Here is a 22,192-nt window from a genome sequence, read left to right on the forward strand (position 1 = left end):
GTCTCCGCGCCCGTCAGCCTCCCGACGAGCCCGTGCTCCCGTCCGAGCCCGAGATCCCGTCCGAGCCGACCCCGTGCCACGAGAGTCCTGTTCGGCGCGTGTACCACCCCGCGCGCGGCTACGGCATAATCCGCGCGCGGTGATGCACCGAGTCACGCGTGCGGCCTTGCTCGGAGCCCTGGGGGCAGGCGTGCTCGCGTTGCCCGATCTCGCGCGCGCGGCCGTGAGGACGGTCGGGCCCGCCCCCGAGGTGTCGGCCGACGAGGTGCAGCCGCCCGTGCTCCTGCAGGGCGTGTCGATCGACTACCCCGAGGCCGCCAAGGCGCTCGAGCCTCCGCCGGCCGGGCGCGTGGTGGTGGAGGTGACGATCGGCGTCGACGGAATCCCCAAGGACCCGCTGGTCGTGACCAGCGTGCACCCGCTGCTCGACGAGGCGGCCGCGAGCGCCGTGCTCGGCCTGCGCTACACCGCGGCGCGCTGGAAGGGGCGAGAGATCGAGGTCGTGCTGCCGATTCCGATCGACTTCGCGCCCCCGGAGCCCGCGCCCGAGCCCGGCGACGACACCGAGCCCGACGACACCGAGCCCGACGACACCGAGCCCGACGACACCGAGCCCGACGACACCGAGCCCACCGACGACGCCACCGCGCCCGATGCCGAGACCGGCCCCGTGCGACTGCGTGGCCAGCTGCTCGAGGCCGGCGACCGCACGCCCATCACCAACGCCCGGGTGGTCGTGATCCCGGCCGAGCCCGACGACGAGGTCGGCCCCGTGCGGCGCACCGACTACCGCCAGCGTCCGGCCCCGCCCTGGCAAGTCCGGGCCTTCACCGACGAGGAAGGCCGCTTCACCATCGCCGGCATCCCCGATGATGCGGGCAGCGGCAAGATCCGCGTGATCGTGCTCCAGGAGGGCTACGATCGGCTCGAGGTCGTCGAGGCGCTGCCCGCCGGCGAGGCGCTCGACGTGCGCTACTACGCCAAGCGCCTCGAGGACAACCCCTACCGCACCGTGGTCGAGGGCGAGCGGATCGAGCGCGAGGAGGTCGCCCGCCGCACGATCAGCACCGAGGAGATCAGGAACCTCCCCGGCACCCAGGGCGACGCGCTAAAGTCGATCCAGAACTTCCCCGGCATCGCCCGCGCGCCGCTCGGGATCGGCCTCATCGTCATCCGCGGATCGGATCCCACCGACTCGGCCGTGTTCCTCGCCGAGCACGAGATCCCGCAGCTGTTCCACTTCGGCGGGATCACCTCGGTGTTCAACTCCGACGTGCTCGAGAAGATCGACTTCATCCCGGGCAACTTCGACGCACGCTATGGCGACGCGATCGGCGGCGTCATCGACGTCAAGCCGCGGGCCGGCCGTCGCGACGGCTACCACGGCTACATCGACAGCGACCTGTTCGACACCGGCGTGCTCGCGGAGGGCCCGGTGGACAAGGGCTCGTTCGTGGTCAGCGGCCGCCGCAGCTACATCGACGTGATCCTGCCCGCGGTCATCCCCGACGACGCCGGCCTGTCGATCTCGGTGGCTCCCCGCTACTACGACTACCAGGTGCTGTTCGACTATCCGGTGTCCAAGGGCAACCTCTCGGCCAAGGTGTTCGGCTCCGACGATCGCACGCGGCTCATTGCCCCCAACCCCAACGACATCGAGCCCAGCGATCGCGACCAGTTCGAGACGTCCTTGACGTTCCACCGCGCCGATCTGGCCTACACCCGCCGCGAGGGCCCGTGGGACTTCCTCATCACGCCGTCCTATCGCTACGACGACGTGGGCGCGGGCGCGGGCGGGCTGTTTCGCTTTCGCCTGATCGCGCACACGTTCTCGGGTCGCGCCGAGCTCGGCTACCGCGCAAGCCCCTCGATCTACTGGACCGTGGGCACGCAGGTGCTCGCCGGCCGGCTCGAGATCGATGCCGAGTCGGTCCCCGTGCCCACTCCGGGCGCGGGCTCCAACGACACGCGCCTGCGCATCCAGTCCAACGAGCCCATCCTCCAGCCCGCGATCTACAGCACGTTCGTGATCAACCTGGGCGAGCGCTTCGTGCTCTACCCCAGCGTGCGGCTGACCGAGTACGCGCTGCTGCTCCAGCGCACGACCACCGATCCGCGGGTTCGCTTCCTGTGGCAGGTGGGCGACCGCACCAGCATCAAGGGCGGGGTGGGCCTCTACTCCCAGATCCCCGACTTCCCCGAGTGGAACCCGCGCTTTGGCAACCCCGAGGTGCTCACCGAGAAGGCGCTGCACAGCAGCCTCGCCGTGGGCCGCGACTTCGTGCGCGACATCCGGATCGAGGTGACGGGCTTCCACAAGACCCTGTGGGATCTGGCCGCGCCCTCCTCCGACCTCGTGCTGCGCGACGAGGGGGAGGTGGGCCTGGAGAACTTCGACAGCCGCGGGCTCGGCCGCATCTACGGCGGCGAGCTGTTCGTCCGCAAGGCGCTCACTCGCAACGTGTTCGGGTGGCTCTCGTACACGCTCTCGCGCAGCGAGCGAAGGCCCGACCCCGACGAGGACTGGCGGCTGTTCGATCTCGACCAGACCCACATCCTCACCCTCATCGGCGTCTACCGCCTACCCAAGGGCTGGCAGGTGGGCGCGCGCTTCCGCCTGGTCTCGGGCAATCCCTACACCCCGGTGGTCGGCGCCACCTACGACGCGTCCGGCGGCGGCTACATCCCGCTCGCCGGCCCCTACAATTCGGCCCGCGTGCCGGCGTTCCACCAGCTCGATCTGCGCGTGGACAAGCGCTTCACGTGGAAGCGAGTCGTCCTGACCACCTACCTCGACGTGCAGAACGTCTACAACCGCCAAAATGCCGAGTTCGTCAACTACGCCTACGACTACTCGGCGCAGAGCAACATCCCGTCGCTGCCCATCATCCCCTCGCTGGGGCTCAAGCTCGAGTACTAGGGCTGGAGCACGGCGCTACTCGGCCCTGACCCACACCCGCTTGCCCGCGAACGCAATCGCCACCTTGCGCACCGGCTCCGCCCCCGCCGCGCGCAGCTCCGCCGCGTAGTCCCGCGCCTCGATCTGCTGCAGGGCCGACGCGAGCGCAGCATCGGGCGACTCGCCGCGGTCCTCGAGCACCCGCTTGAGCTCGAGCACCACTCCCGGCTGGCCGGGCCGGCGGGGAATGATCAGCACGTCGCTGCGCCCGTAGCCCGACTCGCGCTCGGAGCGGACGCGATGCTCGGGCTCGAGGTGGGCGAGCAGGCCCAGCACGAACGCGTGATAGACCCGCTCGGGGGCGGTGGGCCCGGTGCCAGTGTCGTGCACCGACAGCACGTCTCGTACCAGGTCGCCGAGCAGCGCGGCCATCGTGGAGGCGTCGCCCTCGAGCAGCGCCCGGGCCACCGCGTCGACCTGCCCGATCCCGTGCATGCGCTCGCCGAGCCAGCGCACGAACAGCTCGCGCCACAGGCCATCCACCTCGAGGTTGGGGATCGACACGTCGGCCACGACCCCCTTGGGCGAGTCCTCGACGACCTCGGCCTTGAGGTAGCCGGCAAAGACCAAGAAGCTCCAGATCGCGGTGGGGTTGCGCTCGAGATCGGGCAGCACGACGTGCTCGTCGAGGGCGCGGCGCAGGCACTGGCCGGCCAGCAACACGGGGACCTCCCGGGCGAGATCGATGCCGCCCGCGAGGAACAGCGTGCGCAGCAGGTGATCCGAGCTGGGCGCCACCCAGTAGGGGCGAGCCCGACCCGTGGCGGCGAAGCTCAGCACGGACCAGGGGTTGTAGACGACCGCTCCACCAAAGACATAGCCGTTGTACCAGCGCCGCACCTCGTCGAGGTGCTCGACGTGGCCGGCCGCCTCGAGCACGGTGCGGACCTCTTGGTCGGTGAAGCCGAAGCTGGTGCGGAACGGGTCGGCGAGCAGGCTGAGCACCACGACGTTGTTGAGCCCGGAGAACAGCGATTCCTTGGCGACCCGACGCACCCCCGTGAGCACGCCGCGGTAGAGGTGCGGGTTGTCCTTGAGCCCACCGCCGAGCACACCGCGGAGCACGTCGACGATCTGATCGTAGTAGCCATGAGCGAAGCCGGCCTCGATCGGGGCATCGTACTCGTCGATGAGCAGCACGCAGCGCTCGCCGTGGTGGGCGTGAAGCCAACGGGTGAGGCGCTGGAGGCTGGTCCGCAGCTCGGCGCGAGAGGCGGTCCCCTGCAGCAGACGGCCAAAGGACGCGTGGTCCTCGGGAGACAGCGCTGCGCTGTCGAGCAGCGAGCGATGGGCGCCGCAGACCTCGGCGATGCGTCCCTGCAAGGCCTCGATGCTGCCGGCCAGATCGGGCAGCCCCACGTCCTTGAGGTTCAGCGCGACCACCGGGTGACGCGCCTGGTGCTCGAGCACCTCCGGCCCGGCGCTGGCGATCGCCAGCCCCTCGAAGAGCGACCGGCGCTCCTCCTCGGAGCGCTCGATGAAGTAGCGCAGGGCGCTGAGGTTGAGGGTCTTGCCGAAACGGCGGGGCCGGGGCAGCAGCACCACCTGCTCGGGTCGATGCAGCAGCTCGGCGATCCACGCGGTCTTGTCGACATAGAAGCGACCTTCCTCCCGGAGCTGGCGAAAGTCCGAGGGGCCGGGTCCGGGCAGGCGCATCGGGGGTCACGATAGCGTCGCCGGCCCCCGTGCACCACCAAAGCCCCACGCCTCGGCTCGGCCTTAGCCCGCTCGGGGCTTGGCGGCGGACGGGCCGGCTGCTACTTCGATCTCATGGACGATGCTCCCGGTCTGCTCCTCAAGCGCGCGCTCGACCACGCCGCGGTGTGGCACGCCGACCAGGTGCGCAAGTACCCGGGGCTGCGCGTCCCCTACATGAGCCATCCGGCCGGCGTGGTGAGCATCCTGGCGCGCCACGGCTTTGCCGAGGACGTGCAGGCCGCGGGCGCCCTGCACGACGTGCTCGAGGACACCCCGGCCACCTTCGAGGATCTGCGCACGCGCTTCGGTCGGAGGATCGCCCAGCTCGTCCAGTGGGTCTCCGAGGAGGACAAGACCCTGCCCTGGGAAGAGCGCAAGCAGCAGTACCTCGACCGCTTCCCGCACAAGCCATGGGACGCCCAGGCGATCACGCTGGCCGACAAGATCGACAACCTGCGATCGATCGTCGTGTGTGCGCTCGAGTTCGGCGACCCCTGGGCTCAGCTCAAGCGCGGCCGACAGGCACAGATCCTGCGCTACGACGCCTTGCTCGTGGCCGCCCGCGCCTTGCCGACCCACCCGCTCGTCGACGAGTACGCCGAGTCGCTCGAGCAGGTGCGGCGGGTGGACGACGACGGGCGCATGCGATAGCCGGTTCTGCTACTCCTCTTCCCACGCCGACCCGGCATCGAGCTGGGTCGACAGCTCCACCACCACCGGGGGCCCGTCGTACTTGGGGAACTGCACCGTGGCCACCGCCTCGCGGATGCAGTCCTTGAGCACGGTGTCCTTGTCGAGCTTGCCCGCCGAGAGCGTGGCATTGACCGCCGCCGCCTTGCCGGTCTTGGGCTCGAGCTTGACCGCGAGGTCCACGTCGCCCGGCAGCGCCTGGTCGGCCGCGATGCCCTTGCGCTCCTTGGCCGCCACCACGCAGGCATCCATCGGCGCGAACGCCTGGTTGAAGGACATCTGGACCGCGTAGTCGTCGGGACGCTGCGTGCCACCTTCGAAGTCGATCGCCACGTCGGCATTGGGATCGAAGGTGCTGATGCTGGCCTTGACGGTCCTGGTCGAGCGACCGGCCTGCTTGATCTCCGGATCCTTGCAGCCAACGGCGGCCAGGACCAGGGCCAGGGCGGGTACGGTGAGGGCAAGGGCTCCGAACGACTTGGGGGTGTGCATGTCGAGCTGGCTCCGAGTTGGGGTCTCGTCCGAGGGGGGCGCCTAGGACGTTAATCGATCATCGAACGTTTCGGTCGCGCGCTGTTCCCGCTACACTCGTTTGCGACATGTCCACCCCGCTCCGTGCGCAGGCCGAAGTCTCGGCCCAGTGCTCATCGTGCGGGCTCCACGAGCTGGTGTCGGTGGTGCTCGCTCGAAGCGCCCAAGGGGCGTGGCAACCGGTCGAGAATACGGGGAATTTCCTGGATCGCTGGCGACGGCGCACACGGCCGGGGACCCGTCCCGACCCCGTCCTGACCACCGTTCAGATCGACGTGTGCCCCGTGTGCATGGGGGCCTGGTTCGACCGTGGCGAGCTCGATGTCCTCTCGGGGGATCTTGGAGATGTCGAGCAGGTCCTCGCGCCCGAGCTCGGACGTGCGCAACGCCCGTGCCCCCATGGCCACGGACTCATGGTCGAGCAGCAGCTCCCTGGCCTGATTCGAACTCCGGTCGACCGCTGCCAGCGATGCGGTGGGATCTGGCTCGACGGTCACGAGCGCCGCAAGCTGGCCAAGGCCAGCACCCGCGAGGGACAGGGCACCAAGACCGAGCGCTGGCTCCGACGCGGTGCCATCTGGGCCGCGCAGGTGCTCACCCATCTCCCGGTGGAGGTCGACAACCCGGCGCGTGGCACCCCATGGGTGGTGCTCTCGTTGCTCGTCGGGCTCTTCGGCCTGTTCCTCTTGCAGGTGCAGGGCGTCATCGACACCTATACCTGGGCCCTGGTCCCCGGGCGGCTCCAGGCCAATGGCGACTGGTGGACCCTGGGTACCTCGATCCTGCTGCACGGCACCTGGGTGCACATCCTGGGCAACGCCTACTTCCTCTACACCTTCGGCGACAACGTCGAGCACCTGTTCGGGCGCTGGCGCTTCCTCGCGTTCTACCTCGCCGCGGGGCTGGTGGGCGCGGTGGCTCAAGCGCTGCTCACCACCAAGACGGCACTGCCCGTGGTGGGGGCCTCCGGATCCATCGCCGGGGTGCTGGGTGCCTACCTCTGGGCGTTCCCGCGACAGCGGCTGTTCCAGGTGATCCTGTGGATCCAGCTCCAGGTCCCCATGTGGATGTATCTGGGCGTGTGGGTCGCCTTCCACGTGGTGATGGGGCTGTTCGGCACCGGGCAAGGGGCGGAGAGCGTGGCGTGGTTCGCCCACCTCGGCGGGTTCCTCACCGGGCTCGGGGTCACCCCCTTCGTGCTCGCCTGGCGGCGTCGCGAGGTCGCTCACCGCGTGCGCGTGCCCGCACGCCCGGCCCCCGGCACCGCGGTCGCCCTGCCGCCGTAGGGATCGTCGTCGCTCTTCATGGCGGCCCCTTCGGGAGCGTCGCCTCCCGGCGCCGCAGGGCCTTGCCGGCAGGCTTCGCCGTCGCTCTTCATGGCGGCCCCTTCGGGAGCGTCGCCTCCCGGCGCCGCAGGGCCTTGCCGGCAGGCTTCGCCTGCCTACTCTTACTCCTTGGACGGCGGCACCCAGGCCGTATCGGCCAGGTTCCCCTCCTCGAACCCGAAGAACACCTTCATCTGGTCGCGCAGGAACTCGCGTCCCTTGTCGCTCTGCAGGTCGAGGCCGTAGGTGTTGACGTAGCGCGGCGACTCGCGCAGCCACATCTGCCACGCCTCCATGCTCACGTTGTCGTAGAGGAGCTGGCCGAAATCGTCGGTGAAGGGCTTGAAGGGCAGCCCGGGCGCTTCCTTGCCGAGCTTCTTGCAGAACACCATGCGCGGTCCGTTCATCGGGTGGCCTCCGGTCCGGCGCGGAGCATAGCGACCACGAGCCGTGGATGCCAAACCCACGCGCACTCGACCCGTGCTATCACGCGAGGGCATGTCCGAGGGCAGACCCGGCTTCTCCGAGGAGGAATCGGCGCTCATCCTGCGCCGGGCAGCCGAGCTCCAGGCGCAGGAGGGGCGCAGCCTGTCGCTGCGCGAGCTCGAGGCAGCCGCGACCGAAGCGGGCATCGACGCCGCGCTCGTGCGGCGCGCAGCGCAGGAGGTGGCGATCGAGGGGCCACCACCGGCTCCGCCCGCGCCCGCGCCCGTGCACGGCGGAGCCCTGGGCGCCCCGCTGCACCTGGTTCACGAGCGGGTGGTGGCCGGCGAGGGCCGCGGCCACTGGGACGAGGTCGTGGCCGAGCTCAACCGACGGCTCGACGTGCCCGGCCGCCTCGAGACCGGTGATCGACGGCTCTCCTGGCATGGCGGCCTCGGTCGCAAGGTGCGGGTGTCCATCGTCGTGCGGGCCGGCCGGCGCCTCATTCGAGTGGAGGAGCGCGTGGGAGAGCTCGGCGGCGGCCTGTTCCTCGGGATGGCGCTGCCGATGACGGCGGCGGGCCTGGGCTTCATCCTGCCGATCTGCATCGCGGTGCTGGCGATGCCGGTGATGATCCCGGTGATGCTCGTGGCCTGGGGCGGGCTGTCGTTCCTGCTGGCGCGGACCATCTTCACGACCATCGTCCGCCAGCGCGATGCCGAGCTACGAGCGCTCGCCGACGGGCTGGCCGAGGTCTGTGGGTCCGAACCACCCGCGCTCACCGGCGAGCCCTGACCTTCGCATCACGCATCGGCCAGCGCCGCCTTGACCACGTCGACCGCCTCGGCCACCGGGATCCGGCGCTGCTCCTTGGTGTCGCGCCAGCGCACGGTGACCGTGTCGTCCTGCAGCGTCTCGGTGTCCACCGTGATCGCGTAGGGCGTGCCGATCTCGTCGTGCCGCGCGTACCGGCGACCGATCGCATGCTGCTCGTCGTACTTGGCGTTGATGCCCTCGGACAGGAAGCGCTCGACGATCTTGCGCGCCACCTCGGGCATGCCGTCCTTCTTGACCAGCGGCAGGATCGCGGCCTTGACGGGGGCCAGCCGCGGATGCAGCCGCAGCACCGTACGCGCGCCCTTGCCGTCGGCGTCGCCGGGCTCCTCGGCGTAGGCATCGCACAGCACCGCCAGCACCCCGCGGGTCGCTCCGGAAGCCGGCTCGATCACGTGGGGCAGGTAGCGCCAGCCCTTCTTGCCCGTCTCCGGATCGTTGGCCTCGGGATCGAAGTACACCAGCTTGCGCCCCGAGGCCTCGCTGTGCGCCCGCAGGTCGTAGTCGGTGCGGCTGGCGATGCCCTCGAGCTCGTCCCAGCCCCACGGGAAGCGGTACTCCACGTCGAAGCAGCCGTCGCTGTAGTGGGCCAGCTCGTCGGGGCCGTGGGCGCGCAGCCGCAGGTTCTCCTCGCGCAGCCCGATCGAGCGCCACCACCGCATGCGCTCCTCCTTCCAGTACTCGAGCGACGCGGGGCCCTGCCCCGGCTCCACGAAGTACTCCATCTCCATCTGCTCGAACTCGCAGGAGCGGAAGATGAAGTGCTCGACCTTGACCTCGTTGCGGAAGCTCTTGCCCATCTGGGCGATGCCGAACGGGATCTTGGCCCCGGTGGTCTGTTGGACATTGAGGAAGTTGACGAACATCGCCTGTGCGGTCTCCGGACGCAGGTAGACCGCGCTGCTCGCCATGGCCGCCTCGATCGCTCGGCGAACCTCGCCATCGTCCCTGCCCGCCGCGATCGCCTCGCGCATCACCGAGATCACGTCCCCCACCGGATCCACGGGTCCCAGGCTGGTGCGAAACATCAGGTTGAACTGCCGCTCCTCGCTCAGGAACGGCGAGGCGCAGTTGGGGCACACGTAGCCGCGCTCGCCCGCCTTGGCCCCGCGCAAGGACTTGCCGTCGCGGGTGAGGGTGAACCCGGCCTGCACGACCTCGTCGAGCTTTGCCACCCGATCGAGCGCCGCCTTGGCGCGACCCTTGTCGGCCAGCTCGATCACCGCATCGCTGCCGGGCTCGGCTCGCGGGGCCTTGTCGGCTCGAAAGCGCTCGCCGCAGACCTTGCAGTCCACCAACGGGTCCGCGAAGTTGGCCAGGTGGCCGCTGGCCTGCCACACGCGCGGGTGCATCACGATCGACGCATCGATGCCCACCACATCCTCGCGGCTGTGCACCATCTGGCGCCACCACTCGGCCATCAGGTTGCGCTTGAGCTCGGCGCCCATCGGCCCGTAGTCGTAGGCGCTGCGCAGGCCACCGTAGATCTCCGAGCTCTGGAACACGAAGCCCCGGCGCTTGCACAGGGAGACGAGCTTGGACATCAGGTCGGTCTCGGCGATCGGCTCGGACATGGTCGGCGGGATCTAGCACGGGCCGAGGGAGCGGGCCCAGGGGGCGGCCGGGGGCTCGCGTCGGATGGAGACAGCCCGCCGTGCGGGCGGCTCGGGCATGCTCGTCCGGATCGCGTCGCGAGCCGGACCCGCTCCCCGACCTCGTGCAGCCGCTTCGCGCCCGGATCCTCCTCGCCATCGCCATTGGGGTAGGCTTGGGCCATGCGGGGGTGCGCGATCGCAGTGCTCGTAGGGGCAGCCCTCGGATGGTCGTGCGGCACCCCCGGGTTTCGCTGCTCGGATGATGCGCAGTGCGTCAACGGCAGCGAGCAGGGCGTCTGCCAGGCCAGCCAGACCTGCACGTTCCCCGACGAGACCTGCCCCTCAGGCCAGCGCTATGGCGACGACGTGGGCAACGGCTTGGCCGGCACGTGCTTCGAGGGCGATGGGACCTCGGGCGAGGCCACCAGCGGCAGCACCGGCTCGAGCGGCAGCAGCGGGGCCGACGGGGCATCGACGGAACCGCGGCCCGAGGACACCACGGCGGCCTCCTCGGCTGGCTCCTCTGGAGGTGAGCCGGGATCGAGCAGCAGCGGCTCGGTGGACGGCGATCCCTACGATGATTGCTCGGACGTCGACGACTGCCCGTACGAGTACGGGGACTGCATCGACCTCGGGTTCTCGTCCGTGTGCACGCCCGGCTGCGAGACCAACGAGCAATGCCCGCGACCGCTGGACTCGAGCATCGAACCGGCGTGTGTGCTGGGATCGGGGCATCCGAGCCCGGGCGTGTGCGTGCTGCCGTGCAACGATGACGACCAGTGTCCATGGGGCATGGAGTGCGACTCCGATGGGGGCGATGACTTCGGCACGCCGATCTGCGCGTGGGACTGAGAGGAGCACTTGCGTGACCCCAACGATGAGCGGCACCCCATCGCCGAGCGGCACCCCATCGCCGAGCTTCTGTCTCGGTGCGGATCTCATCGCCGAATAGCCTCGGAGAGTCTTTGCGATATCCGATCAGAATCTTTCGCCCTTGTTGCGCAGGTTGTCGGGCCCAACGGCTGCGGCGTCGCCTTCCCGCAGGGGCCATCGTTCATTTCTCCTCGCACCACCAGGTGAGCAACTCGTCATGCTCCCCCACATCAAGTGCAAAGCCAGCACGCAAGTCTGGTGTGGCGAACAAAATGTCCGGTCGCCGGGGAGCTGGCGGTCGACCTCGAGCCCCATCGCATCGCGGACGATCTTCGCCTCCCAGCGCTGCTGCCCCTGTCGCGCGAGGTGACCGACCACGTCGCCCATCGCGTTGCGAGTGATCGTCTGCCTGGCCCCCGTCGAGGACTCCATGCCGATCCAGATCGGCCGGCCCAGGGCGTCGCGGGTGATCCTCCGCGCGTTGCCCCTGGCGTCGACCTCGGCGCTGACCCGCCCGAACGCATCGTGCTGCCAGCGCTTGGTGGTCCCGCCGGGGTGTCGCAGCGCGATCATGAATCTACTCGAGGAGGACGGTTACCGAGTGAACACGAAGCAACTCGAGTAGATCAGCGACCATGTCTTGTGGTGGAAACGAATCTCCACCGACACCCACCAAGTCCGTTGCCAGGCGCCAAAACTGCTCGCGGGCCCATCCTTCGGAGGGAAAGCGGCCAAAGTGTTTCCAGACCAGAGTAAATGGCGGGGTCGGACCAAAGCCGCCGGAAAGGCAATCCTCGACCGCATCGAGGTCGGCGCCGTAGTAGCCACAGGGCCCATTGACGGCCTCTCCCAGGGCGAGCAGAACCCCAGGGTAGTCCGTCGCGTAGCGGCCATCGAGGACGAAGGATGACCTGGTCGGCGAGGTTTCGGGCCGACGAAACGTCGAGGCACCTGTCACGAGCCGCAACCAGGCTCGTCGCGCATGGAAGGTGAGTGTCGCCCACCGATTCAGCTCGGCAGGAAGCCCTTGTCTCCATGACCTCGCAAGGGTCGCCGTGCCTGGAGGCAAGGGATGCAAGCAACTCGCTCGTACCACGAGTTCTGCCACCGAACCGTCTGACTTGGGCCCAAACACACGGATCGGCTCCATTGGTCCGAGGAAGTGTCGAAAGAACGGATCCCCGTTCACTGTGCGAAACACGAGCGAGGCGTTGTTGGCGACGGGGCGCCCATGACACGAGTTGACCCAAGGATGCTCCTCGCTCATGGAGCGACTACCCATGAATGCGAGGAGATGACCGCCGTCACCGTGTAAGAGCCTGAATTGCCCCTCTAGTCCTTCCACGTCGGAAAAGTAGATATCCGGGTGATCCTCGAGTTCGAGGAGGACCAATGGCTCAGAGGTACTTTGCATGATGAAGTCGCTCAACCTCCATCCGGATACCATGGTGCCGGAAAGAGGCGGGGGGTCGCATAGTCGTGCTCGAGCACATAGCCGAGCCGCTGATCGGTCCGTCTCAGAATTCGATGCTTCGTCCCTGGCACGTCGAACTCACGGGATCCAGCCCACACATTGCGATCGCTCGAGCCTGCGCGCAACTCGCGAGCCTGGAAGATCTTCTGGCGCCCGATCTCGTCGAACCTGGGGGTACCGCGTCCAAGCAAGATCTCCTCATACTGAATCCTGATCGATTTTGGGATTGGATTGGGTGATGAGAGCCTGAGATCTCGTTTCTTCGGGCCGCCGGAGTAATCTCGCCGTTGCGAAAGACCTAGTGGATCGACGGAGCCTAGTGGATCGCGGACGTAGCCGTACAGGGCGCTGCCGCCGAGCAGGCCGATGGGGTCGTGGCCGAGGTAGGCGCCTTGCCCCGGATCGTAGTAGCGAAAGCGGTTGTAGTGGAGCCCGGTCTCGGTATCTTCGTACTGGCCGGGGAAGCGCCATGGGCAGAGCCCGGCGTCGCCTGCGATGCTCATGCGGCCCCAGGGGTCGAGGTTGCCCTGCCAGCGAGGGGCGCCGTGTTCGTCGAGCAGACACAGCGGGCTGCCGAGGTGATCGGTGACCACGCTGTGGGTGCCTTCGGGTCCGAGCCGGGCGGCCGGAGCGAAGCGCTCGGGGTCGAAGATCCAGGTGATGACCGTGGGGCCGGCTTCAGCGCTCGGGGCCGAAGCGTCGTCGGCCGTGTCCTCGTCGGCTGCCGCAGCGACCGACTCGCGCAGCTCGTGCAGCAGCACGTCGCCGTCCCAGACCCATGCCGTCGTCTGGCCTTCCGCGGTCTTGCTCACCCGCCGGCCGAGCGGATCGTAGGCGAACGTGATCTCCCGACCGTCGGCGCGGACGACCTCGTGCAGCCGCCCCGCGCCGTCCCACGCGTAGGTCCATGCGCTGCCGTCGGGCTCCTCCCTCCGCACGAGGTTGCCCTCGGGATCGTAGCGATACGTCCGCACCCCCTGCGGCGTGTGCTCCTTTCGGATCTCACCGGTCGGGCCGAACTCTCGATCCTCCCGAGCGGCGGTGCGGAAGAGATTACCCACCTCGTCGGGCACGCGCAGGTCGACGCGACCGTCGGGGTAGGTGGTGGAGGTCAGATACCCGCGAGCGTCGTGCTCGAAACGCAGCGCGCCCTGGCCTTCTTCGTGGATCTCGGTGATGCGTGCATCGAGCTCCCAGGCGTAGCGCCGGCCTCGGGCGAGCTGCTTGTCGCGGCCAACCCAGTGCTGGGTCGGCCGCCCCAGCGCGTCGCGCCACCAGTACGAGCGCGCGTCGCCGGGCAGCTGGCGGTCGACCTCGAGCCCCATCGCATCGCGGACGATCTTCGCCTCCCATCGCTGCTGCCCCTGTCGCGCGAGGTGACCAACCACGTCGCCCATCGCGTTGCGAGTGATCGTCTGCCTGGCGCCCAGCGACGACTCCATGCCGATCCGCAGGTCGCGGTGATCGTAGTGCGATGCCACCCAGTGCTCGCCTTGATGCTCCTTGGTGATCCTCCCGAGCAAGTCGCGCTCGAAGCGAACGCTCGCATCGGGATTGCCGGCCTCGACGAGTGCACCGTCTTCATCGAACGCGAACGTCTCCACCAGCCCGCGGCCGTGATCGATCGTGGTGACGCGCCCGGCGGCGTCGTGCTCGTACGTCGTCGACTGGCCGATCCCCGGCCGCAGCACCTTGGTCACTCGACCCGCGATGTCCCGCTGGTACAGCCGTCGCGCCTCGTCGAACTCGAACTCCGCGAGCACGTCGCCCACCGGATCGCGCTCGAAGCGATGGGCGTGCCCCTTCTCGTTGACGAAGGCCGTCAGCCGCTCCTCGGTGTCGTACTCGAAGCGAACGGTGGTACCGGCGATCGTCCGCGAGGTCGGCTTGCCGAGACCCTGGTAGGTGAAGGCGATCTGCCGCAGACGGTCGCCCGCCCGCACGACATTGCCCTCGCCGTCGTATTCGAACGCCTTCACGTTGCCGTCGGGCTCGTCGATCCGGATCGGTCGGCCCAGCGCATCGCGGGTGATCCTTCGCGCGTTGCCCTTGGCGTCGACCTCGGCAACGACCCGCCCGAGCGCATCGTGCTGCCAGCACTCGGTGGTCCCGTCGGCATGCCGCAGCTCCACCACGTTGCCCGTGGCGTCGTGCACCAGCGCCGTGCGCCCCCCGACCGCATCCTCCACTGCCACCAAACGACCACCTTCGTGGTGGTACCGGGTGGTCGAGCCGAGCGCATTGGTCTCGGTCAGCCGCCGCCCCGCGTGATCGTAGGTCCATCGCCACTCCCCTCCGCGAGGCGTTCGCAGAGAGATCGGCGAGTCGTGCTCGTCGTACGCGATCTTGGTGACCGCACGATCCGGCTCCACGATCATCACCGGGTTGCTGCGCGCATCGTAGGTGGTGCGCGTGGCATGCCCGAGCGGATCGATCACCGCCGTGCGTCGCAGCAGCTCGTCGTACTCGTATTGCGTGACCCCGCCGCGCGCATCGATCACCCTGGTGACCACCCCGTACGCCCCATGCTCGTACACCGTGGCGTGACCCAGCGAGTTCTCGACGATCGTGCGCCGCCCCTGCACGTCGTAGGTGAGCACGTGATCGTACAGCCGGCCGTCGCCCCACGTCCGCGTGCAGCGGGCGAACGGCCCCCAGCCCTGGTACTCGAAGTAGAACGACAGGCCGTTGCGGTCGGTCTCCTTGACCAGCGTGTGGCGGTCGTACTCGAAGTGCACGATCTTGCCCACCGCATCGTGGGCCTCCACCAGGTCGCCCTCGGCGGAGTAGCGGAACGCGGCGTGCTGACGCATGCCCTCGCCGTTGCTGGCGGGCAGCCAGATCGTCGACATCCGACCTTCGCGATCGTATTCGAATGCGATCGTACGACCGCCGCTGTCGCGTACGTGCTGCAGCCGTGCGGTCGCATCGTAGTGCAGCTCGATCGCATCGCCCGACCGACTGCGGATCCTCGTCAGCCGCGACAGCCCGCGGTCCTTGTTCTGCGGCGACTCGCCCGCGATCGGCCCGAATTCACGCACGAGCCCATCGGCGCCAGCGAGCTCCCAGCGCAGCTGCCCGAGCGCGCGCAGGGTCAGGCGGCTGACCGGGTCGAAGATCTCGTCTCCCCGCCGCATTGCGCGATCGGGCCGGTCCCACGTGTCGAATTCCAGCTCGCGCCCGTCCTCCGTCAGCAGCACCACGCGGCCTTCCTCGAGCCACAGCTGCTGATCGAGCGCATGCGCCCACCCGTGCCCGAGCACGGAGTCGCGGTTGCAGAAGCTCGAGCGATAGCGACGGGTGAACGACAGCGGGATCGGTCCCGGCAGTTCGAAGTCGGTCCACGTGGTGAACAGGCTGCCGTTGACCACGTTGACCGGGTGCCCGGTGACGAAGCACGCGGTGTCGTGCAGGAAGTCGCGCGCTCGGTTCCAGCGCCTGGGCACGAAGCGGTCGACGGCCGAGTGCGCCAGCGTGCTGGCCCAGCGGGTGCGGATCGCACCGAGGCCCGCGGTCGCGAGCAACGAGCCCCAGTCGAGCGTGGGCGGTCCGCCGACGAGCACGTTGGCAGGGCCGGTCGAGATCACGAACGACGTCGGCAGGCGCACGGGATCCGAGCAGGAGAGCACGGGGTCGCCCATGCGCACCGCCTTGCCGCCGCGCCACTCCACCGACTGGCTCCCGAACAGCACCATCGCATCGCCCGGGGGCGGCATGGGCAGCTCGGGCGGCGACGGCTTGCCGCTGCCACCGCCCGGGATCGGCACCTTCGGTACGGGTGCCCACGACACCCCCGGAGGGATCAGCACATGGCCGATGGGCATCGAGGCTTCGTCACCCGTGGCCGTGGCCGGCAGGCCCCCCACCAGCACCGGTCCCGGAGGCGGCGGTGCGCCGGTCAGCGCCATCATGGCCGCGACCATCTCCTCGACCACCACCCCCGCGGGATCGAGCACCACCCCGATGAACGGATGCGGAAACGGAATCGGCGACGGCGCGCCCGGGACGAGCTCCAGGTGGAGGTCGACGCCGATGACGAGATCGAGCCACTTGCTGGCGATGGTCATCCGGGGGCGGTGGAATTCGTATCACCGGGACGCGCGCGAGCCGGGATCGAGATGCCGACCCTCTGGTGACCACCCGCGGCTCCGAGCCCGGGCGCCAGTCCGAATCCCTGGTCGCATTTCGACCCTGAGGTGGGCGAAGGACCGGAACGGAGCATTCTCACAAGAAATCGTCCTCGCAAACACGCAACGAGTCGCACTGGTGGCCGATAGAAGGCGCAGAGACCCGGCCTTCTCTTGCCGCAGGCGCACCCAAGCGCCCTCGAGCGGCCGTGTCGACCCAACCCAACGGAAAGAACCGATGCCCAACGCAAACCGCGCGTTTTCCGCCTTCCTTGCGACCCTGGCCCTGCCGTCCTGCTTCTCCCCCATCGTCGAGCCGCTCGACAGCGAGGGGGCCTCATCCAGCGCTACGGATCCCGGCGAGTCGAGCACGGGTCCGGGCACGGACACCACCGCCGACGGCAGCAGCAGCGGTGCGGTGGACAGCACGGGAGCCACGGACACCCCGCCCGAGATCACCGCATTCACCGTCGACGGCTCGATCATGCCCGCCGAGCAGCAGGTGGCCGGGATGGTGATCTTCGATGTCGATGCGGTGGACGACGTGGGGATCGACCACGTGGAGCTCTACGACGACGGAGAGCTGATCGCGACCCTCGACAGCTCGCCGTGGCGAACGGAGATCCTGGTCTCGAGCGCCGACAACGGGAGCCACTCCTATACGGCGGTGGCGTACGACACGGTCGGGCAGACGGACGAGAGCGACGTGGTGCCGATGAGCGTGAACGTGATCGGGGGGGAGATCCTGGAGCTGCGGCAGGACATTGCGGATTTCCGCGTTACTCCTCCTCTTGTCACTTTTCCTCGTATCTCGGCCTCGGCCCCCACCGACCTGCTCATAACCGCCTCATTCCGTGAGGATGTCCCCCTCGATCCCCGTTATGGAATCACCGCGATCTCCTATAGCGACACCTTGAGTCGTCAGTGGTCCGATGATCTTCTCCCGATGATCGGAGGAACCCATGGTTCGTTCCTCAACGGGGATGGGCCTGCTCCGAGCGTCACCATGCCGGGCAGATGGCTCCTCGGCGGTGCCATGTATGGCGACGGCATGGGTCAACGAGCGGTATTCTCGATCGACGAGGTCAGCCAGAGCATCTCGGATGTTCTCCCCGTCGGTCCGAGCAATGAGTTCGTCCCGACCCCGGTGACGACGGACCTCTCTGGCAACGTAGTGTTATCTCCCAGCACGAGCACCCTTGACAAACGCCCTACTCCCAATGCAATGCCAAGCTGGAGCATCCCTATCGGCGACGGAAACGCAGTGGTCTTCCATGCATTCACCGACGGCGACGATATCGTCATCACCCTCTTCGAAGCGAACTGCGCCCCCATGGCAATGCAATGTGCCCAGAGGCTCTCACAAGACGGCATGGTGCTCTGGACGCGCCCTATCACCTCAATGGAAGGTTCGGCAGCCGCCGCGACCATGTCTCCCGATGGCCATCTTGCCCTTTCCACTCGAACCGAGGACGACCTATTGCGGCTCCTCGTTCTCGACCGCGTGGGAGATACGGTCACCGACGAGATCGTCGCCGAGGATTCCATCTATCTACCACTGGACATGAGCTACGACCCGCAGGGCTCGCTTCTCATCGCCGGCCATCACAGAACTGATTCTGATGACACCGATGACGAAGCATGGGCAGCCCGAGTTGATGAGAATGGCGAGCTACTCTGGCTGGAAGTCTATTCCTTTGATGTCGATCATGGGATCACGGGAATCACGGCCACGCCAACTGGCAAAGCCTACGCAGTCGGCTGGGAGAACTCGTTCGACCATGATCTCTTCGGCTTCTCAGGACACGGTTGGGTCGCCGAACTCGCACTCTAACGTAGCGAGGGCGATCCACTCGCGCAGGCGAGAACCTGAAGGGCGGCCGCATCGGCCGCCCCTCTCTTCGTTCGCTGCGCAGCCGCCTCGCTAGACACCAACGAAACTGCTCTCGTCTGCTCCCACTACATTTCGAAAGTGACCGAGCCGTCGAGACCGGTGAGTGTGACGGTAACCACCACACCCGGGGCGACCTCCGGCATGGCAGTAGCGATCACAGTGCTGTTGTCCGCATAGGTCACCGTAGTGTCACCACCACCGAACTCCACGTCGCCCTCGGGAAGCACCCCTGAGAAGTCCATCAAAGGTGCGGGGCCGATCGGCCCCAACGGTGACATGCCTTCAACATCGCCGAGGACGTCGACCGACTGGTTGCCAGTCATTGCGCCACCGGCTTGTGGCACCACGACTTCCATCCCATCACCGGTATTGACGATGCTGACATTGGTCAGGGCTACGCTGGCCAGTCCACAAGGCATCGGTGGGATGTCTTCCATGGTCATACTCTCCACGGTGTAGAAGTACCCCCCTGCCCCGTCATCGACAGCACAGATCGCCCCTCCCGTGATGGTGATGGTGATGTCCATGTTGCAGGACACGATCCCCTGCACCGACAGGTTCGTGATCATGTCGTTGTTGGTCGACGTCAGCGTCGCGAACGACATCCCTGCGCAGTCGCTCGGCGGATCCCCGGACGAGCTCTCCTCCCCCGTCGGATCCCCCGAACTGGAGCTGTCCAGCCCGGAGTCGCTCGAGCTCGACCCAGTCGTCGGATCCACCGTGGTCCCCGGTGATTCCGTGGTGTCCACGCTCTCGTTCGTGGTCATGGTCATCGCCGAGGTGGTGGTCCCGTCCATGGACGAGGTCGTTCCATCGCCGGTCCCCGGCGACCCATCGTCACCGCAAGCGCCGAGCGCCAGCGAACCACCCACCACTGCGAGCAAAGCCCTCAAAGACGTCGTTCTTCCAAGCCGCATGCGCGCATGCTAGCCGAAACCCACCGCCGCTGCGCGCTTTTCGACCATCACGAGTGCGGCTTACCCGCGAAATCGTGCGGCCAGGGCCTCTCCAACCGGTCCCCGCCCGCCCAACCGCAGCGATCCCTGCCCGCCCAGCCGCAGCGATCCCTGCCCGCCCAGCCGCAGCGATCCCTGCCCGCCCAGCCGCCCTACCCCGGCTCGGCCAGGTACGCTCGCAGCCCCTCGAGCTGCTCCTGCAGCCGCTTCTCCTCACCCTGCCGCGCCTCCACCACGTCCCGAAGCTCCGGCCACCGACACCCGTAGGCACTGCGGATCGCAGCCCTCCGCACCGCCACCTCGGGGTGCTCGAGCAACCGCCGCAGCGCGGTGAGGTGCCGCTCCTCCGCCCGCTCGGGTCGACATGCCGCGAGCTTGCCGGCAACCCTCACGCACGGCCCGGGCTCCCCTTCCATCGCCATCGCCAGCAGCTCGCCCTCGTCCTCGCACAGGATCCTCCCGCGCAGGCGATCCGCCGTCGCCGCAGCCCCCGGCCCCGACACCCGCAGCGACTGCGCACCGCTGGTGTGATCGGCAACGTAGGTGATCTCCTCGCCCATCGGGGTCGACCAGCGGCGGCTGGCGAGCAGCAGGTGCGCACGCCCGGTCTCCTCGCGCAGCTCCCATGCCTCGAGCTCGGCGAGCGCATGCACCACGGTCAGGCTGACCTCGTCGCGCAACACCAGGACGTGCTCGCTCACCGTGCCCCCCCGTAGGCCCCCGAGCCATCCTCGATCACGTCGACCTCGTCGACCTCGACGGGTTCGTCGCTCTCCACGATCACGTCGGCGTCTTCGAGCTCGGTGGCATCGTCCTCTTGGTACTCGACATCCTCTCCGTCATCGAAGGGATCGTGCTCGACGATCGGAATCCCCTCGTCGAGCACCTCCTGCAGCTCGGCCTGCAGCTCGGCATCCGGCTCGCGCAGGGTCATCTCCTCGAGCAAGACCTCGTAGTTGTAGGCCATGGCGATGTCGGCCACGGTGCCGCGCACCACGGGCGAGGGGTGCTCGAGACACTTGCGAAGGAGCGCGAATGCCCCCAGATCGTCGTGGCGCAGGGCCGACACCACGTAGAGCAGACCGGCGATCTGCTCCGGGTCGGTGGCCTTGGCCAGCTCGGCCTCGAAGTCTCCCGCTCCGGCGAACTGAAAGCCCATCAGCGCGCCCACCACGTCGACGGGAAGATCGATGGGATAGTCGCAGCCGAACATGGTGTTCATGGCCTTGACGGCCCAGGTGTGGGGGCTCGGTCGGTAGCGAACCTCGGCCACGTAGATGTCGTCGCCGGTGTCGGAGCCATGAACCGAGCCATGGACTTCGATGGTGAGGTACGAGCGCGAGTGGCGAGTGCGCCGGGTCAGCGACCACACGTGGCCGCGGCCCTGCTGGCCGACCACCGCCTGACGCTGACCGACCTTGAGCGTCAGACCCGGTTGCTCGGGAATCTCGTCGGGCCAGGGGTCGTCGTCGAAGGCGCTGCCCCACGAGCACGAGTCGACGAACGGGTTGATCGAGAAGTGGCGATCGAGCTCGGCGATGGTGGCGGGCTCGACCCCCCGGGCGTAGGGACTGGGTATGAAGAAGCGCCCGCCATAGCCCACGAAGCCGCGGGCGCGGCCGGGCATGTCGACGCGACGCAGACGAGGCGGCGGGAAGTACTCGCCCAGGGCCCGCCGCAGCCCCCCGGGACGCGGCTCGACGCGGATCCACAAGAACGGCGGGTAGCTCTCCGAGAGCGCGAGCCACAGGCCATCCTGCTGGCGCACGGCGTCCACGAACAACAAGCACCGCTCCTCGACCCGCTCGCGGCTGCGCGAGACGGGACCCCACGCGACCGCCCGACGCGTGGCCAACATCGAGCGACTGCGACGCAAGGTGACCTGGGTGTGGATCGTGCCCACCGGTCCCTTCTCGTGCTCGACCAGGAGGATGGGAAGGATCCGCTCGCTCTCCGCCTCGGTCAGCCACTCGATGCCGAGAGCCGCGAGATCGGGGTCGCGGCGCAGCGCGCCCATCCACGGGGCCACGTCGTCGAGCCACGCGAGCTCGGCGGGCGCACGCACCCGCACCAGCAGCTCGGAGAGCGCCGGCTCGGCGCGCACGGGCTCGAAGCGCAGATCCTCGCTGGCACGACGACGATGCGACGGCCGCAGCCGACAGGCCTTGGCCAGCCAGTCGGCGGCCGCACCGACCTCGCCAACCTTGGCCTCGAGCGCCGCACGCTCGTACATGGCCAGATCGAGGTCCTGCTCCTCGCGCACGGCCCGCTCGAGCGCTTTCCGGGCCTCGTCGACGCGATCGAGCTCGGCCAGCAGCTGACCGCGATGCAACCATCGCGCGGCCGATCCGGGATCGTGCTCGAGAGCCCGATCGATCATGGCGAGCGCCTGCTCCCGCTCGCCCGCCTGCCACTCGAGCAGCGCCCGCGCATGCTCGAGCTCGCCCGGGCTCGAGAGGCCATCGGAGGCCGCGGCCTCGCGGGCCCGGTCCAGGGCCCGTCGGGCCTCGTCCATGCGCTCGGCTCGTCGCAAGGCACACGACTCGAGATAGAGCGCGCGCGACCGTGCATGGCCCTGCACGGCTGCATCCTCGAAGCACCGCACCGCGTCGTCGAGCTGGCCGGCCCGCAGCAGCAACGCCCCCCGCAAGAGCTGCTCCTCGCCCGTCAGCCCCTGCGGCAGCCGAGCATCGAGACGCGCGAGCAGCTCGGCGTCGTCTCCGAGATCGAAGCCGCGGATCTCGGCCATGGTGGCCTCGAGCTGGGGGTCGTGCATGGGGGCGAACGTTCCCGGCGGGAGACCCGACGGGCGC

17 protein-coding genes are annotated in these 22,192 nt (G+C 68.5%); 7 read left to right on the forward strand and 10 right to left on the reverse strand.

Going from position 1 to position 22,192, the window contains the following annotated elements:
- Positions 1 to 142 precede the first annotated feature (142 nt).
- Positions 143 to 2,920 (forward strand): energy transducer TonB, encoded by a 2,778-nt coding sequence (locus OEB96_RS30795; protein ID WP_266220482.1) that lies wholly within the window; start codon positions 143 to 145, stop codon positions 2,918 to 2,920.
- A gap of 15 nt (positions 2,921 to 2,935) precedes the next feature.
- Here OEB96_RS30795 and OEB96_RS30800 read toward each other — a convergent pair whose 3' ends face one another.
- Complete coding sequence (locus OEB96_RS30800) at positions 2,936 to 4,615, reverse strand: AAA family ATPase (protein WP_266220372.1); 1,680 nt, start codon at positions 4,613 to 4,615, stop codon at positions 2,936 to 2,938.
- Positions 4,616 to 4,729: 114 nt separating this feature from the next.
- Between OEB96_RS30800 and OEB96_RS30805 the strand changes: the two genes are divergently transcribed.
- A complete protein-coding gene (locus tag OEB96_RS30805) occupies positions 4,730 to 5,308 on the forward strand; it encodes an HD domain-containing protein (RefSeq protein ID WP_266220373.1) in 579 nt (192 codons plus the stop codon).
- 9 nt (positions 5,309 to 5,317) lie between these two features.
- Here OEB96_RS30805 and OEB96_RS30810 read toward each other — a convergent pair whose 3' ends face one another.
- The gene (locus tag OEB96_RS30810; protein WP_266220374.1) at positions 5,318 to 5,839 is read right to left on the reverse strand and encodes a hypothetical protein; all 522 of its coding nucleotides are present in this window, start codon (positions 5,837 to 5,839) and stop codon (positions 5,318 to 5,320) included.
- Between the two features lie 107 nt (positions 5,840 to 5,946).
- Between OEB96_RS30810 and OEB96_RS30815 the strand changes: the two genes are divergently transcribed.
- Entirely contained in the window at positions 5,947 to 7,164 is a 1,218-nt protein-coding gene (locus OEB96_RS30815) for a rhomboid family intramembrane serine protease (protein ID WP_266220375.1), read from the forward strand.
- A 161-nt stretch (positions 7,165 to 7,325) separates the two neighbouring features.
- Here OEB96_RS30815 and OEB96_RS30820 read toward each other — a convergent pair whose 3' ends face one another.
- Positions 7,326 to 7,610, reverse strand: a complete 285-nt coding sequence (locus OEB96_RS30820) for an oxidative damage protection protein (RefSeq protein WP_266220376.1) — start codon at positions 7,608 to 7,610, stop codon at positions 7,326 to 7,328.
- A 91-nt stretch (positions 7,611 to 7,701) separates the two neighbouring features.
- On the opposite strand from OEB96_RS30820, the gene OEB96_RS30825 reads away from it, so the two are divergent.
- The gene (locus OEB96_RS30825; protein ID WP_266220377.1) at positions 7,702 to 8,421 is read left to right on the forward strand and encodes a hypothetical protein; all 720 of its coding nucleotides are present in this window, start codon (positions 7,702 to 7,704) and stop codon (positions 8,419 to 8,421) included.
- 8 nt (positions 8,422 to 8,429) lie between these two features.
- Here the strand turns inward: OEB96_RS30825 and OEB96_RS30830 are convergent, their stop codons facing one another.
- Positions 8,430 to 10,034 carry a glycine--tRNA ligase gene (locus OEB96_RS30830; RefSeq protein ID WP_266220378.1) on the reverse strand — a complete coding sequence of 535 codons (1,605 nt, stop codon included), beginning with the start codon at positions 10,032 to 10,034 and terminating at the stop codon, positions 8,430 to 8,432.
- 201 nt (positions 10,035 to 10,235) lie between these two features.
- Between OEB96_RS30830 and OEB96_RS30835 the strand changes: the two genes are divergently transcribed.
- Positions 10,236 to 10,907, forward strand: coding sequence for a hypothetical protein (locus OEB96_RS30835; RefSeq protein ID WP_266220379.1), 672 nt, complete (start codon positions 10,236 to 10,238; stop codon positions 10,905 to 10,907).
- 126 nt (positions 10,908 to 11,033) lie between these two features.
- On the opposite strand, the gene OEB96_RS30840 is transcribed toward OEB96_RS30835, so the two are convergent.
- Genes OEB96_RS30840 through OEB96_RS30850 form a run of 3 tightly spaced genes read right to left on the reverse strand, consistent with a single transcriptional unit; the run spans position 11,034 to position 16,469 of the window.
- Complete coding sequence (locus OEB96_RS30840) at positions 11,034 to 11,501, reverse strand: hypothetical protein (protein ID WP_266220380.1); 468 nt, start codon at positions 11,499 to 11,501, stop codon at positions 11,034 to 11,036.
- A 4-nt stretch (positions 11,502 to 11,505) separates the two neighbouring features.
- Positions 11,506 to 12,357, reverse strand: coding sequence for a barstar family protein (locus OEB96_RS30845; protein ID WP_266220381.1), 852 nt, complete (start codon positions 12,355 to 12,357; stop codon positions 11,506 to 11,508).
- Positions 12,354 to 16,469 carry a DUF6531 domain-containing protein gene (locus tag OEB96_RS30850; RefSeq protein ID WP_266220382.1) on the reverse strand — a complete coding sequence of 1,372 codons (4,116 nt, stop codon included), beginning with the start codon at positions 16,467 to 16,469 and terminating at the stop codon, positions 12,354 to 12,356. Before OEB96_RS30850 ends, OEB96_RS30845 begins: the two co-directional genes overlap by 4 nt.
- A 298-nt stretch (positions 16,470 to 16,767) precedes the next feature.
- Between OEB96_RS30850 and OEB96_RS30855 the strand changes: the two genes are divergently transcribed.
- On the forward strand, positions 16,768 to 18,363 hold the full coding sequence (locus tag OEB96_RS30855) for an Ig-like domain-containing protein (protein WP_266220383.1): 1,596 nt from the start codon (positions 16,768 to 16,770) through the stop codon (positions 18,361 to 18,363).
- A 125-nt stretch (positions 18,364 to 18,488) separates the two neighbouring features.
- On the opposite strand, the gene OEB96_RS30860 is transcribed toward OEB96_RS30855, so the two are convergent.
- Positions 18,489 to 18,992: a hypothetical protein gene (locus OEB96_RS30860; protein WP_266220384.1), complete on the reverse strand. Its 504-nt coding sequence runs from the start codon at positions 18,990 to 18,992 to the stop codon at positions 18,489 to 18,491.
- Positions 18,993 to 18,999: 7 nt separating this feature from the next.
- Between OEB96_RS30860 and OEB96_RS30865 the strand changes: the two genes are divergently transcribed.
- Positions 19,000 to 19,353 carry a hypothetical protein gene (locus OEB96_RS30865; RefSeq protein WP_266220385.1) on the forward strand — a complete coding sequence of 118 codons (354 nt, stop codon included), beginning with the start codon at positions 19,000 to 19,002 and terminating at the stop codon, positions 19,351 to 19,353.
- A gap of 178 nt (positions 19,354 to 19,531) precedes the next feature.
- On the opposite strand, the gene OEB96_RS30870 is transcribed toward OEB96_RS30865, so the two are convergent.
- Both OEB96_RS30870 and OEB96_RS30875 read right to left on the reverse strand, forming a co-directional pair.
- Complete coding sequence (locus tag OEB96_RS30870; protein ID WP_266220386.1) at positions 19,532 to 20,080, reverse strand: hypothetical protein; 549 nt, start codon at positions 20,078 to 20,080, stop codon at positions 19,532 to 19,534.
- Positions 20,077 to 22,155: a tetratricopeptide repeat protein gene (locus OEB96_RS30875; protein ID WP_266220387.1), complete on the reverse strand. Its 2,079-nt coding sequence runs from the start codon at positions 22,153 to 22,155 to the stop codon at positions 20,077 to 20,079. Before OEB96_RS30875 ends, OEB96_RS30870 begins: the two co-directional genes overlap by 4 nt.
- Positions 22,156 to 22,192: the final 37 nt, after the last annotated feature.

It is taken from the genome of Paraliomyxa miuraensis (genome assembly GCF_026337845.1).
GTDB classification, from domain to species: Bacteria; Myxococcota_A; Polyangia; order Nannocystales; family Nannocystaceae; genus Paraliomyxa; species Paraliomyxa miuraensis.